The sequence below is a fragment of the Streptacidiphilus monticola genome (assembly GCF_042658505.1).
GTDB classification, from domain to species: Bacteria; Actinomycetota; Actinomycetes; order Streptomycetales; family Streptomycetaceae; genus Streptacidiphilus; species Streptacidiphilus monticola.
In genome coordinates, this window is the sequence record NZ_JBHSQJ010000142.1 from 1 (window position 1) to 13,204 (window position 13,204).

Annotated in this window: 11 protein-coding genes; 5 read left to right on the forward strand and 6 right to left on the reverse strand. The window is 71.4% G+C overall.

Going from position 1 to position 13,204, the window contains the following annotated elements:
* The coding region (locus tag ACFP3V_RS27860) for a S53 family peptidase (RefSeq protein ID WP_417774526.1) at nucleotides 1-1,173 on the reverse strand (1,173 nt) is incomplete at its 3' end.
* 281 nt (nucleotides 1,174-1,454) lie between these two features.
* Between ACFP3V_RS27860 and ACFP3V_RS27865 the strand changes: the two genes are divergently transcribed.
* Nucleotides 1,455-2,288, forward strand: a complete 834-nt coding sequence (locus ACFP3V_RS27865; RefSeq protein ID WP_380589191.1) for a TrmB family transcriptional regulator — start codon at nucleotides 1,455-1,457, stop codon at nucleotides 2,286-2,288.
* Nucleotides 2,289-2,373: 85 nt separating this feature from the next.
* Here the strand turns inward: ACFP3V_RS27865 and ACFP3V_RS27870 are convergent, their stop codons facing one another.
* From ACFP3V_RS27870 to ACFP3V_RS27880, 3 genes are all read right to left on the reverse strand, one after another.
* Nucleotides 2,374-2,973: an aggregation-promoting factor C-terminal-like domain-containing protein gene (locus ACFP3V_RS27870; RefSeq protein WP_380589194.1), complete on the reverse strand. Its 600-nt coding sequence runs from the start codon at nucleotides 2,971-2,973 to the stop codon at nucleotides 2,374-2,376.
* A gap of 459 nt (nucleotides 2,974-3,432) precedes the next feature.
* Nucleotides 3,433-4,275 carry a MarR family winged helix-turn-helix transcriptional regulator gene (locus ACFP3V_RS27875; protein WP_380589197.1) on the reverse strand — a complete coding sequence of 281 codons (843 nt, stop codon included), beginning with the start codon at nucleotides 4,273-4,275 and terminating at the stop codon, nucleotides 3,433-3,435.
* Nucleotides 4,276-4,578: 303 nt separating this feature from the next.
* On the reverse strand, nucleotides 4,579-5,196 hold the full coding sequence (locus ACFP3V_RS27880; protein WP_380589200.1) for a TetR/AcrR family transcriptional regulator: 618 nt from the start codon (nucleotides 5,194-5,196) through the stop codon (nucleotides 4,579-4,581).
* A 26-nt stretch (nucleotides 5,197-5,222) separates the two neighbouring features.
* On the opposite strand from ACFP3V_RS27880, the gene ACFP3V_RS27885 reads away from it, so the two are divergent.
* From ACFP3V_RS27885 to ACFP3V_RS27900, 4 genes are all read left to right on the forward strand, one after another.
* Nucleotides 5,223-6,233 carry a phosphotransferase family protein gene (locus tag ACFP3V_RS27885; RefSeq protein ID WP_380589203.1) on the forward strand — a complete coding sequence of 337 codons (1,011 nt, stop codon included), beginning with the start codon at nucleotides 5,223-5,225 and terminating at the stop codon, nucleotides 6,231-6,233.
* Between the two features lie 3 nt (nucleotides 6,234-6,236).
* Nucleotides 6,237-7,451, forward strand: coding sequence for an acyl-CoA dehydrogenase family protein (locus ACFP3V_RS27890; RefSeq protein WP_380589206.1), 1,215 nt, complete (start codon nucleotides 6,237-6,239; stop codon nucleotides 7,449-7,451).
* A 45-nt stretch (nucleotides 7,452-7,496) separates the two neighbouring features.
* Nucleotides 7,497-8,255, forward strand: coding sequence for a 3-oxoacyl-ACP reductase FabG (fabG, locus tag ACFP3V_RS27895; RefSeq protein ID WP_380589209.1), 759 nt, complete (start codon nucleotides 7,497-7,499; stop codon nucleotides 8,253-8,255).
* 373 nt (nucleotides 8,256-8,628) lie between these two features.
* On the forward strand, nucleotides 8,629-9,381 hold the full coding sequence (locus ACFP3V_RS27900) for a phosphatase PAP2 family protein (protein WP_380589212.1): 753 nt from the start codon (nucleotides 8,629-8,631) through the stop codon (nucleotides 9,379-9,381).
* A gap of 315 nt (nucleotides 9,382-9,696) precedes the next feature.
* Here the strand turns inward: ACFP3V_RS27900 and ACFP3V_RS27905 are convergent, their stop codons facing one another.
* Together ACFP3V_RS27905 and dxs are read right to left on the reverse strand one after the other, a co-directional pair.
* Nucleotides 9,697-11,097: an aspartate aminotransferase family protein gene (locus tag ACFP3V_RS27905; RefSeq protein WP_380589215.1), complete on the reverse strand. Its 1,401-nt coding sequence runs from the start codon at nucleotides 11,095-11,097 to the stop codon at nucleotides 9,697-9,699.
* Nucleotides 11,087-13,021: a 1-deoxy-D-xylulose-5-phosphate synthase gene (gene dxs / locus ACFP3V_RS27910; protein ID WP_380589218.1), complete on the reverse strand. Its 1,935-nt coding sequence runs from the start codon at nucleotides 13,019-13,021 to the stop codon at nucleotides 11,087-11,089. Before dxs ends, ACFP3V_RS27905 begins: the two co-directional genes overlap by 11 nt.
* Nucleotides 13,022-13,204: the final 183 nt, after the last annotated feature.

Below are 13,204 nucleotides of genomic sequence, written 5' to 3' on the forward strand. Positions count from 1 at the left end.
GCCGGTGCCCGCGGTGCACAGGTAGGACGGCGAGCAGGACCCGTTGTTGCCCGAGGCCACGTCGTTCAGCGAACTGGTGTGCTGGTACGGGTACTTGGACGGGTAGTCGCTGCTGCCCGGGGTGCCCGCCACCGCGTACACGCCCGCGATGATCGGCGCGGAGGCGCTGGTGCCGCCGTAGACCTGCCAGCCGCTCGCCTGGTAGCTGTCGTAGACGGCGACGCCGGTGGCCGGGTCGGCGACGGCGGAGACGTCGGCGATGGTGCGCTTGGAGCAGCCGCTGTCGGTCTGCCAGCTGGGCTTGGGGTCATAGGCGGAGCAGCCGGAGCCGGTGCCCTCGGTGGAGCTGGTCTTCCAGACCGACTCGGTCCAGCCGCGGCTGTTCGAGGCCCGTGACAGCGAGGTGCCGCCGACCGAGGTGACGTACTGCGAGGCCGCCGGGTACTCGGCACCGTAGGCGCTGTCACCGGCGGAGACGGTGATGGCGACGCCCGGGTGGTTGAAGTAGGAGCTGTCGGCGCTCAGGTCGGTGGAGTCCTCGCTGCCGCCGTAGCTGTTGGAGACGTACTTGGCGCCCATGGCGACCGCGCGGTTGACGGCGGTGCCGAGGTCGCTCATGTTCGCCGAGGCGGCCTCGACCAGGATGATGTGGGCGTTGGGCGCGATCGCGGAGACCATGTCCAGGTCCAGCGAGATCTCGCCGGCCCAACCCGAGTCGGCGGTCGGGTAGTTGGTGCCGCCGTTCTGGTCGACCTTCTTGAAGCAGCCGTTCGCCGTGGTGCAGGACGGCAGGCCGTACTGGCTGCGGTAGGTGGCCAGGTCGGACTCGGCGTTCGGGTCGTCGTTCGCGTCGACGATCGCGACCGTGGCGCCCGCGCCGCCGTTGGCGGGCAGGTTGTACGCGCTGAGCAGGTCGGACGGTCCGTAGCCCGAGGGCGTGGCCATCGGGCTGACCGCGTTCAGGCTGAACGCGTGGGGCTGCACCACGTCGGTGCGGGCCAGCGCGAGGCAGGCCATCTGGTGCGGCTTGGCCGGCGTCGCGCAGAGCTGCTTGACCTTGGGGGTCGAGGTCGCCGCGGAGGCGCTGGGCGCGATGACACCCAGGGCGGCGGCGACGACCGCGGACACGGATATGGCCGCGGCGGCCGCTCGGTGGACGGGACGGTGGAGCAACGTGCCCTCCTGGAGGTGGGGGTGGACGTGCAGGGGCCGTACTGGGACCGTGCGGAAGCTGCCGTTGTTGCCCACATGTTTCATGCGCATGACAGCCCAGTGCTGCTGTCACCCCGTCGCGGGGTGCTTGGCGGGACGAAGATAGCGAAGCCGCGGAGGGCCCACAAGACGCCCTTCAGCTCGCCGAGTGTCCGGAAAAATCCCCCCACCCGGCCGCCCGGACCCGCCAAGTCGCGGATGGTGCTTGCCAGAACCGGCACCTGCGCCGCTACGGTTCACGCATGCACACGGACGACAGACGCGCCGCGGATCTCGAGGAGCTCGGCCTCACCAACTACGAGGCCCGGGTCTACCTCGCGCTCATCCGCCGCGACGTCTTCACGGCGGCCGAAGTCGCCCGCGAGGCCCAGGTCCCGCGTCAGCGGGTCTACGACGTGCTGGAGGGCCTGACCCGGCGTCAGCTCGCAGTGCTGCACCCGGGCCGCGTGGCCGGCTATTCGGCGGTGGCGCCCGAGATCGCGGTGGACCGGTTGATGGAGCAGCAGCGCCGCTCGCTCGGCCGGCTGGAGCGGCTCTCCACCGAGCTCGCGGCGGAACTGCTGCCGACCTGGAGCAGCGGCCGCACCCACACCGACCCGCTCGACTACGTCGAGGTGCTGCGCGACGCGGCGGACATCAGCGACCGCTTCGCCCGCATCCAGACCGAGGCCGAGCGCGAGCTGCTGAGCTTCTCCAAGCCGCCCTACATCACCCCGACCGAGAACACGGCCGGCCTCGCCGCGGCGGCCAGGCTGCGCGCGGCCTCGCTGACCATGCGCTCGCTCTACACCAAGGACCTGCTGGACGATCCCGAACTGCTCGACATCGCGCTGCGCTTCGTGGAGGCCGGCGAGGAGATCCGGATCGCGGAGGCGCTGCCGCTCAAGATGATCGTCGCCGACGGCTCGACGGTGATGTGCGACATGCCTGACCCGGTCGCCCGCGCCGAGGCGACGACCGCGCTGGTCATCCGCCACCCCTCGCTGGCCGAGACGCTGCGGCTGGCCTTCCAGGCACTCTGGGACGAGGCGCCGACGCTGGAGCAGGCGATGACCCTGCGGACCGCCGGCTCGTAGGGCCTGTCCGGAGCGGCGGAGGGGGCGCGGGTGACCCGCGCCCCCTCCGGGCATGTCCGCTGACGGACGGTCAGCCGACGGTTCGTCAGTACCAGTTGTGGGCCTGCCAGAAGGCCCAGGCCGCGTTCGGCGAGCCGTAGGTCTGGTTCATGTAGTCCAGCGCCCAGCGGATCTGGGTGGCCGGGTTGGTGCGCCAGTCGGCGCCCGCGGAGGCCATCTTCGAGCCCGGCAGGGCCTGGCCCAGACCGTAGGCGCCGGAGGAGGGGTTGGTCGCGTAGACGTTCCAGCCGCTCTCGTGCGAGATGATCTCGCTGAACGAGGCCAGCTGGTCGGCCGGCACGATCTGCGCCGCGATCTGCTGCGGGCTGCCGGTCAGCGTGGCCCGGCTCTGGGACCGGTTGGCGGCGGCCTTGGCGGCCGCGGCGGCGCGCTCCTGCGCGGCCTTCTGCGCGGCGGCCTTCTGCGCGGCGGCGGCCCTCGCGGAGGCGGACGCGGGCGCCTCGGCCTGGGCCTGGGCGGACTGGCTGGCGGCCACGGCCTGCGCGTTCGGCTCGGCTATCGTCCTGCCGGCCCCGCCGGCCGGCAGCGCGACGGCGGCCGAGACGGCCAGGCCGGCAGCGGCGGTCGCGCCGGCGACCGTCGCGATCGTCTTCTTGCGCAGGTTGAAGCTGGGCAGGGAAGGCATGCGAAAGGAACCTCAATCGGTTGGCTGTACGCTGCGGCCGCATGGCGATCGCAGGGCGGGACAGGGGCCCTGCGATGTCGGCCGGCGCCTTGGGCACCCCGGTCTCGGTGGGCGGTGCCTGGCTGAAGGCGGCTTCCCGCTCGGAGAGAGCCGGGGCCGCCCTGACGACCCGGCCATTCTTAGCCGGGCTCTCAGCTGGTTCCAAGGCCCGCTGCTACTATGCGACTCCGTATTCGAACGGCGTTCGCCGTCTCCGCGCCTTCGCCTCTTCGCTCCCCCGCCTTCGCCGCGCGGACTCCGCCGCACGAGCACAAAGGCCGCCTCCCCGCAATCGGGGAGACGGCCTTGGGGTGATGCCGGACGATCAACTATGGGCGCTAGTAGGGGGGCTCGCCGGTGTGGCGAGCGTCACTCCCGCAGGCCCGGGCATCGCCCGCCCGCGGTCCGCGGCGGCTTCGTTCAGTCGGCCAGTTCGGCGCCCAGACGGGCGACCCGGCTCAGCAGCACGAGCACCCGCTCGCGCTCCGGGTCGTCCAGCGGGGCCAGCAGCTGCTGCTGGACCCCGGCGACGCCCTCGGACACCTGGCTCAGGAGCTGCTCGCCCGCGGGCGACAGCGAGAGCAGGTTCCGGCGGCCGTCGGCCGGGTCGCGCCGGCGCAGCACCAGTCCGCGCCGGACCAGACGGCTGATCAGCTCGGCCATGGTGGCCTTGTCCAGGGAGGTGCGCTCCCCGACGGTGCGCTGGTCCATGCCGGGCTCCTCGGCGAGCGCCTCCAGCACCGCGTGCTGAGGCGCCGTCAGGTCGCCCGGGACCAGCTCCGCCCAGAGACGGGTGTGGACCTGCTGGGCCACCCGGATCAGGTAGCCGACCACCCGGGGCGCGTCGAGCAGCGGACGGGCGTCGACCATCGTCTCCAGGGCGATGTCGTCCATGCGGGCCAGCCGGGCCAGCGCCATCATCAGTTCGGAGCGCTCGGCCTCGGAGAGCGGGTCGAGCAGGCGCTGCTGCACCTGGGCGACGCCCGGCGAGGCGTCGTTCATCACCTGGGTGCCCAGCGGGGAGAGCGAGAGCAGCTTGCGCCGGCCGTCGGCCGGATCGCGGCGGCGCAGCACCAGGCCGCGGCGGACCAGGCGGCCCACCATCTCGGCCATCGTGGCCTTGTCGAGGGAGGCGCGCTCCCCTACCGTCCGCTGGTCGGCACCCGGCTCGACGGCCAGGGCGATCAGGGCGGCATACTGAGGAGCCGTCAGCTCGGCGCCCACGTGCTCGGCCCACAGACGCGTGTGGACCTGCTGCGCCACCCGGATCAACTGACCCGGCGACTGGCACAAGCGAGGGGCGGTACCTGTCATTGCGATATCCCCCAGCACCATGGAACCGTCCAGGAATGTGATGCGACGCGCGACGCGGATGCGGCGCGCTCGCGTGTGATGGGCAGGCGGCGCGGATCGCGCCTCGGGACCGCTGTGGGGGTCTTGTGGAGGCGGGGGCTACCGGGCAGCCGTCGGCTGTTGGCGCACACTATACAAACCATCTGTGGCAAGACGACACGCTGCGGAGAGCTGCATCTGAATCGTGATATGCGAGGTTTTCCGGGCGTCGGATCAGCTCTTGGCGAGGCTGCTGAGCAAAAGGTCGGCAAAGGACCTGCCGATGTCCTCGGGGGTCAGCTCCCCCTCCGGCCGGTACCAGCTGCCGAGGTGGTGCACGCCGCCGAAGAACTGATGGGTCACCAGGTCGGCGGGGATGTCACTGCGGAAGCGGCCCTCTGCCTGCCCCTCCTCGATCAGCCCGCGGAACCGCTCGTGGTAGCGGCGCCGCTCGGCACGGACCTGGGCCAGCCGCTCGGGGGGCAGCATGTGCATGGAACGCCAGGAGACCATCGCGTCGTCGAGGTGCGACAGCGTCGTGACCACGACGTCGGCGGCCGCCTCGGCCAGCCGGTCGGCGACCGGGCCGGGCCCTGAGGCGATCTCCTCCAGCCGGGCGGACTGCAGCGCGAGCAGCCTCGAGTAGATCTCCTGCAGCAGGTCGTCCTTGGAGGAGTAGTAGTGGTACATCGCGCCCTTGGTGACACCCGCGGCGGCGACGATCTCCTGCACCGAGGTGGGCGCGAAGCCGCGCTCGGCGAACAGCCGGCTCGCCGTCTCCAGCAACCGCTCCGGCACTCCCACGGTGGTCTCCCTCACTCGACGTGTTCCGCAGGGCAGTCTAGCCCGCATACCTACTGGTCGGTATGGTGGCGCGCATGAGCTCTCCCCCCGGACTCGACCTGGACCGGCTGCGCGCCCGCCTCGACTCCCCGCCGCTGGCGGCGGAACTCATCGCGGGCGGCAAGTCCAACCTCACCTACCGCCTCACCGACGGCGAGCGCCGCTGGGTGCTGCGCCGACCGCCGCTGGGCCATGTGCTGGCGACCGCGCACGACATGGCCCGGGAGTACCGGGTGCTGGCGGCGCTGGCGCCGACCGGGGTGCCGGTGCCCCGGGTGGAGCTGCTGTGCGAGGACCCGGACGTGCTCGGTGCTCCCTTCTACCTCATGGAGGAGGTGCCCGGCACCGTCTACCGCACCGCGGCCGACGCCGCCGCGCTCAGCCCCGAGCGCGCCCGCGCCCTCTCCTTCGCCCTCGTGGACGTGCTGGCCGAGCTGCACGGCGTGGAACCGGCCGCCGTGGGCCTCGCCGACTTCGGTCGGCCGGAGGGCTACCTGGAGCGTCAGGTCTCCCGCTGGCACCGGCAGTTCGAGGCCAGCCGCAGCCGGGAGATCCCGGGCATCGAGGAGCTGCAGCGCAGGCTCGCCGCCGCCGTCCCCGCGCCGCAGCGCGCCACGGTCGTGCACGGCGACTACCGCCTGGACAACACCATCGCCGCAGCGGACGACAGCATCGCGGCCGTCCTCGACTGGGAGATGGCCACGCTCGGCGACCCGCTCGCCGACGTCGGGCTGATGCAGGTGTACTGGGAGATGGCGGACCGGATGCCCGGCAACGCCGTCACCGCCGCGGTCCGGCCCGAGGCCGGCTTCCCGGGCATGGCCGAACTGGTCGAACGCTACGCGGCCCGCACCGGCCTGGACCTCGCCCCCCTCCCCTGGTACACCGCCTTCGCCCAGTACAAGCTGGCGGTCATCGCGGAGGGCATCCACTACCGCTACACCCAGGGCAAGACCGTGGGCGAGGGCTTCTCCGGCATCGGCGCCGTCGTGCCGCCGCTGGTCGCCGCCGCGCTGGACGCCCTGGCCGACCACGGAGAGGCCTGAGCCATGGACTTCGGCTACGACGCCCGCACCGAGGAGCTGCGCGGGCAGCTCCTCGCCTTCCTCGACGAGCACGTCTACCCGGCGGAGCCGGTCGCCGCCGTCCAGTTCCGCGAAACCGCCGACCCCTGGGCCCGCCTCCCGGTGATGGCCGAGCTCAAGGCGGAGGCCCGCAAGCGCGGGCTGTGGAACCTCTTCCTCCCGGGCGAGCACGGGGCCGGCCTGACGAACCTTCAGTACGCGCCGCTGGCCGAACTCACCGGCCGCAGCCCGCACCTGGCCCCGGAAGCGGTCAACTGCGCCGCACCGGACACCGGCAACATGGAGGTGCTGGCCGAGTTCGGCACCCCGGAGCAGCAGGCACGGTGGCTCACCCCGCTGCTGGAGGGCGAGATCCGCTCCGCCTTCTGCATGACCGAGCCCGACGTGGCCTCCTCGGACGCGAGCAACATCGCCACCCGGATCGAGCGCGACGGGGACGAGTACGTCGTCAACGGCCGCAAGTGGTTCGCGTCGGGGGCCATGGCCCCGGAGTGCGAGATCATGATCGTCATGGGCCGGACCGATCCGGACGCGCCCAAGCACCGGCAGCAGAGCATGATCCTGGTCCCCCGGGACACCCCCGGCGTCGAGGTGCGCCGCGGCATGGAGGTGTTCGGCTACACCGACGGCCCGCACGGCGGCCACGCCGAGGTCGTCTTCACCGACGTCCGCGTCCCGGCCTCGAACATCATCGCGGGCGAGGGGATGGGCTTCGCCATCGCCCAGGCCCGTCTGGGGCCGGGCCGCATCCACCACTGCATGCGGCTCATCGGCATGGCCGAGCGGGCCGTGGAGCTGATGTGCCGCCGGGCCGTGGACCGGGTCGCCTTCGGCAAGCCGCTCGCCGAGCAGGGCGTGGTCCAGGAGTGGATCGCCGAGTCCCGGGTGCGGATCGAGCAGTTGCGGCTGCTGGTGCTCAAGACCGCCTGGCTGATGGACACCGTCGGCAACAAGGGCGCGCACACCGAGATCCAGGCCATCAAGATCGCCACACCGCGGACCGTGGAGTGGATCGTGGACAAGGCCATCCAGGCGCACGGCGCCGGCGGCGTCTCCCAGGACTTCCCGCTCGCCCAGCTCTGGGCCCAGGCCCGGACGCTGCGGCTGGCCGACGGGCCGGACGAGGTGCACCGCCGCTCCCTGGCCCGCCGCGAGCTCAAGCCCTATCTGAACCGGTAGAACTGACTTCCCGTCAACAACCCTCTCCCTCAAGGAAGGACGAACATGTCCGAGCAGAACCGCGTCGCCATCGTCACCGGGGCCGCGCGCGGCATCGGCGCCGCCACCGCCGTCCGGCTGGCCGCCGACGGCTTCGCCGTCGCCGTGCTGGACCTCGACGAGGCGCACGGCAAGGACACCGTCGCGCAGATCACCGCCGCGGGCGGCCGGGCCCTCGCCGTCGGCGCGGACGTCAGCAACGCGGAGCAGGTCGCCGCGGCCGTCGAGCGCGTGGTCGCCGAGTTGGGCGCGCCGACCGTGCTGGTGAACAACGCCGGCGTGCTGCGCGACAACCTGCTGTTCAAGATGTCCGAGTCGGACTGGGACACCGTCATGAACGTCCACCTCAAGGGTGCGTTCCTGATGTCCAAGGCCGTGCAGAAGCACATGGTGGACGCCGGCTACGGCCGGATCGTCAACCTGTCCTCCTCCTCCGCGCTGGGCAACCGCGGGCAGGCCAACTACTCCGCCGCCAAGGCGGGCCTGCAGGGCTTCACCAAGACGCTGGCCAAGGAGCTGGGCAAGTTCGGCATCACCGCCAACGCGGTCGCCCCGGGCTTCATTGCCACGGACATGACCGCCGCGACCGCCGAGCGGGTCGGCATGTCCTTCGACGACTTCAAGGCCGCGGCCGCCACACAGATCCCGGTCGGCCGCGTGGGCACCCCCGAGGACATCGCCCACACCGTCTCCTTCCTGGTGAGCGAGGGCGCGGGCTTCGTCTCCGGCCAGGTCGTCTACGTCGCCGGCGGCCCGCTGGATTAGCACCCCTGGCCGGCGGGGTGCGAATTCCGGACGGAATTGGCGCCCCGCTGGCCGGATATTTTCGCCATTCGCCGAGGAATACAACCGACCGGTCCTGCAACCCATTTTCGAAGCGCGGGCCTTTCCCAGCCGCCGACTCGGTCAAACGTGCACAGGGCCAGCATGAAGTAGGTCACATCCGGACGTGGCGGCGCGGCGGAGATTGTGTGAAACCCAGGGTCTGTTTATCCGGCCCCGACATTGCCGAGGTCACGCGGTCATCACGAACAAGGAGTGACTGGCAGGCGCTCCGACGGAACACGGTAACGTCGAAAGGGTGCGTAGTCAGAAGAGAGCCGAGCCGAGAGAAGCCCGAAACACCCCACCCCCTCCCGTGCCACCCGCGGGCATCTGGGACCGGCTGCCGGTCAGCCGGGGGCATGCGGTGCTCTTCTGCCTCGTCGCCGCCTTCTACCTGGCGGTGATCGTCGCGGTTCTGACCACGTCCAGGCTCGTCGCCCTGGACTGGAAGGTCATGCTCTGGGCGCCCTACCAGCGACTGCCCAAGCTCAACGACTTCCTCAACCTCTACGTCGTCACCGGCCAGCGCGGCCCCTCCGCGATCGCCGCGACCGCCTGGCTGGCCTGGCGCTCCTGGCGCACCCGCAGCTGGCGGCCCCTGCTGATCCTGGCGGTGGCCTTGGTGCTGCTCAACATGACCGTGGGCGCGGTCAAGATCTTCACCGGACGGCTCGGACCCCACTACGCACACGTCTTCGGGTCCAACGAGCTGTTCATGGGCGGCGGCATATTTCCCTCCGGGCACACGGCCAACGCCGTCGTGACCTGGGGTGTGCTGGCCTACCTGGCCATCCGCGGCCGCCGGGCCGGCGCGGTGCTGGCCGGCTGGATGGGCTTCTCGGTCGGCGTGACGACGGTGTACCTGGGCACGCACTGGGTCTCCGACGTCCTGGCGGGGTGGGCGTCGGGCCTGCTGGTGCTGCTGGCGCTGCCGTTGTTCGAGCCCATCGTCAGCACGATGGACGACCGCCTCCAGGCCTTGGTGACCCGCCGTCGTGGTGACGCCCCGACGCTTTCGCCGATCCCGGCCCCGCGGAACCGGGAGCTGCAGGAGTCGCCCCGATAGAGGGGCGCGGCCCAAGGGTGCGACACCCAGGGCGCGGCCCCCAGGGGCGCGAGGATCTCCCACCCTCCCCCAGCCTTCGGCCGGGGGTGCCCCCACGGCGGGAGGTGCCCACCGCGAGCGACACACCACCCGGGGAGGTCCGTCCCGCACCTGGGGTCGGTCCTCCCCGGGTGGTGTGCTGCCCGCGCCCACGCGNACACCACCCGGGGAGGTCCGTCCCGCACCTGGGGTCGGTCCTCCCCGGGTGGTGTGCTGCCCGCGCCCACGCGGCGGAGCCGCAGATGTCGACAGCTTCGCGCCCCTGACGGGGTGCGACTAACGATTGGCGACGGCCTGCTTGATGAGGGTCTTGCCGAAGTCGCGCATCAGGCCCGTGCCCGCGTGTGCCTCGTCCATGACCTCGCTGAACGCCGCGACGAAACGGTTGACCTCGCGCTCCGTGATGATCAGCGGGGGGATCAGCTTGATGACTTCCAAGTGATCGCCGGACACCTGGGTCAGGATCCGGTGACGCTGCATCAGCGGCACCACCACCATCTGCGCGAACAGCCCCTTCCGGGCCGCCTGCAGGGCCGTCCAGCCCGTGCGCAGCTTCAGCGACTGGGGCTTGCCGAACTCGATCCCGATCATCAGGCCCCGCCCACGCACGTCCGCGAGCATCTCGTACTTGGGCTTCAGCGCCGCCAGCCGCTCCCGGAACAGGTCGCCGACCGCCCGGGCGTTCTCGACGACCTTCTCGTTCTCCATCACATGGAGCGTGGCCAGGCCCGCCGCCATCGCCTGGGCGTTGGAACCGAAGCTCGCCGAGTGCACCAGCACCCGGTCCATGGACGAGTAGACCTTCTCGAAGATCCACTCCTTGCCCAGCGTCGCGCCCACCGGCACGTAACCACCCGACAGGGCCTTGGCCGCGCAGACCAGGTCGGGCTCGACGCCCTCCTCGTGCTGGTAGGCGAAGAAGTCGCCGGTCCGGCCGATGCCGGTCTGGACCTCGTCGGCGATCAGCAGCGCCTTGTGCCTGTGCAGCAACTCCTGCGCCGCGCGCAGGTATCCGGGCGGGCAGGCATGGACGCCCTTGCCCTGGATCGGCTCGACGATCAGCGCCGCGACGTCGCCCTTCCTCAACTCCCGCTCCAGGGCGTCGAGATCGCCCAGCGGGAGCGCCGTGTCCGGCAGCAGCGGGGCGAAGCCCTTGCGGAAGCCGTCCTCGCCGTTGACCGAGAGCGAACCGGTCGTCAGGCCGTGGAACGCGTGGTCCGCGAAGAGCACCCGCGGCTTGCCGGTCGCATAGCGCGCGAACTTCAGCGCGGTCTCCACCGCCTCGGTGCCGCTGTTGCCGAAGAAGACGCGGTCCAGGTGCGGGGTGTGCGAGAGCAGCTTCTCCGCGAGCAGGCCGGGGAGCGGCTGGCAGTCGAAGCGGGTGAGGTCGGCCAGCTCCAGGTCCATCACCTGGTGCAGGGCGTCGCGGACCACCGGGTGGTGCCGGCCGAGAGCGAAGATGCCGAAGCCGGCCAGCATGTCGAGGTAGTCGTTGCCCTCCTCGTCGTAGAAGTAGGCACCCTTGGCCCGCTGGTAGACCTTGTCGAAGCCGATGGTGTGCAGCATCCGGGGCAGCTGGTGGTTCAGGTACTCCGTGTGCAGGCGGTACCGCTCCGCGCCGCGGGCCTTGAGCAGGCCTTCGAGGTCGAAGGCGTCGGAAAGTTCGTCAGAGGCCACTGCGGGGCTCCCCTCCTGCGAGTTGTCGGTCGCCCGCCAGCAGGCCCAGGGCCTTGGCGGAGGCGGCGGTCTGTGCGGCGATCCCGGGCCCGGTGAGGCCGATCTCGTTGAGGATCTCCCCACGCGAGGCGTGCTGGAGGAACTCCTGCGGGATGCCCAAGGTACGTGTCGGCACGTCGAGTTCGGCGTCACGGAGGGCCTGCGCCACGGCCGAGCCGACGCCGCCGACGCGGCCGTTGTCCTCGACGGTGACCACCAGCCGGTGCCGGGCGGCCAGTTCGAGCAGCGCCGGGTCCACCGGCCGCACCCAGCGCGGGTCGACCACGGTGGCACCGATGCCGTCCGCGGTCAGCAGCGCCGCGGCGTCCAGACAGGCCGGGGCCATGGTGCCGACGGCGACCAGCAGCACCTCGGGCTGGACGCCCGCAGGGGCGGTGCGCAGCAGCACGTCCACGCCGCCGATCCGCTCCTCGGCGGCGATGGGCGGCCCGACCTCGGCCTTCGGGAAGCGCAGCACGGTCGGGGCGTCGTCCACGTCCACGGCCTCGCGCAGCAGCGCCCGCAGCTGGTCGGCGTCGCGCGGGGCCGCGATCCGGATGCCGGGGACGACCTGAAGGATCGACAGGTCCCACATGCCGTTGTGGCTCGGCCCGTCGGAGCCGGTGACGCCGGCCCGGTCCAGCACGAACGTGACGCCGCACCGGTGCAGCGCGACGTCCATCAGCACCTGGTCGAACGCGCGGTTCAGGAAGGTCGCGTAGACGGCGACGACGGGGTGCAGCCCGCCGGTGGCCAGCCCCGCGGCGGAGACGGCCGCGTGCTGTTCGGCGATGCCGACGTCGTAGATCCGGGCGGGGAACTCCCGGGCGAACCTGGCGAGTCCGACCGGCTGCAGCATGGCCGCCGTGATGGCGACGACGTCCTCGCGCTCGCGGCCGATCTCGACCATCTCGGCGCCGAAGACCGACGTCCAGGAGACGCCGGTGGAGGGCCGAAGCGGCTCCAGGGTGACCGGGTCGATCGCGCCGACCTGGTGGAAGTGGTCGGCCTCGTCCAGCTCGGCGGCGCGGTAGCCGCGGCCCTTCTCGGTGATGCAGTGCACGATGACCGGTCCGCCGAAGCCCTTGGCCCGGCGCAGTGCCGACTCCAGCGCCGCGATGTCGTGGCCGTCGATGGGGCCGACGTACTTGATGCCCAGGTCCTCGAACATGCCCTGCGGCGCGAAGGCGTCCTTGAAGCCCTTCTTGGCACCGTGCAGCGCCCCGTACAGCGGCTGGCCGACGACCGGGGTGCGCTGCAGCGCCTCCTTGCCGAGCTGCAGGAACTGCTCGTAGCCGCGCGTGGTCCGCAGCGTCGCCAGGTGGTTGGCCAGGCCGCCGATGGTGGGCGCGTAGGAGCGCTCGTTGTCGTTGACGACGATGACGACCGGGCGGTCCGTGGCCTCGGCGATGTTGTTCAGGGCTTCCCACGCCATGCCGCCGGTGAGCGCGCCGTCGCCGGTGACCGCGACGACCCGGCGGCCGGTCTCGCCGCGCAGTTGGAAAGCCTTGGCCAGCCCGTCGGCGTAGCCGAGCACGGTCGAGGCGTGCGAGTTCTCGATGACGTCGTGCTCCGACTCGGCCCGGCTCGGGTAGCCGGCCAGCCCGCCCTTCTGCTTGAGCAGGGAGAAGTCCTGACGGCCGGTCAACAGCTTGTGCACGTAGCTCTGGTGGCCGGTGTCGAACAGGATGGGGTCCTGCGGCGAGTCGAAAACCCGGTGCAACGCAATCGTGAGCTCAACGACACCCAGATTGGGACCGAGGTGTCCACCCGTACGGGTGACGGCCTCGATGAGGAAGGTGCGCACCTCCTCCGCCAGGTGCGGCAGCCGGTCGGCGGGGAGCTGCTTCAGGTCGCGCGGGGAGTTGATGGATTCGAGGATCAAACGACTCACCTTCCCTGGTGCAAGGCCGTGGCGAGGCCCGTTCTGACGGTCGGTCGGGGGCTGGGTCGGGCCTTCGGTCAGCTGCCGACGGTCACGATCGGTTCTCCCGCGGCGGTTCCCTCCTCACCCATCTGCTCGGCGAGTTTGAGGGCCTCCTCGATCAGGGTCTCCACGATCTTCGAC

What these genes read in the sequence shown, in the direction of transcription:
- ACFP3V_RS27865 (WP_380589191.1), top strand. Translation starts at nt 1,455, where the DNA reads ATGCACACGGACGACAGACGCGCCGCGGATCTCGAGGAGCTCGGCCTC.
- ACFP3V_RS27870 (WP_380589194.1), bottom strand. Translation starts at nt 2,973, where the DNA reads ATGCCTTCCCTGCCCAGCTTCAACCTGCGCAAGAAGACGATCGCGACG.
- ACFP3V_RS27880 (WP_380589200.1), bottom strand. Translation starts at nt 5,196, where the DNA reads ATGCGGGCTAGACTGCCCTGCGGAACACGTCGAGTGAGGGAGACCACC.
- ACFP3V_RS27885 (WP_380589203.1), top strand. Translation starts at nt 5,223, where the DNA reads ATGAGCTCTCCCCCCGGACTCGACCTGGACCGGCTGCGCGCCCGCCTC.
- ACFP3V_RS27890 (WP_380589206.1), top strand. Translation starts at nt 6,237, where the DNA reads ATGGACTTCGGCTACGACGCCCGCACCGAGGAGCTGCGCGGGCAGCTC.
- fabG (WP_380589209.1), top strand. Translation starts at nt 7,497, where the DNA reads ATGTCCGAGCAGAACCGCGTCGCCATCGTCACCGGGGCCGCGCGCGGC.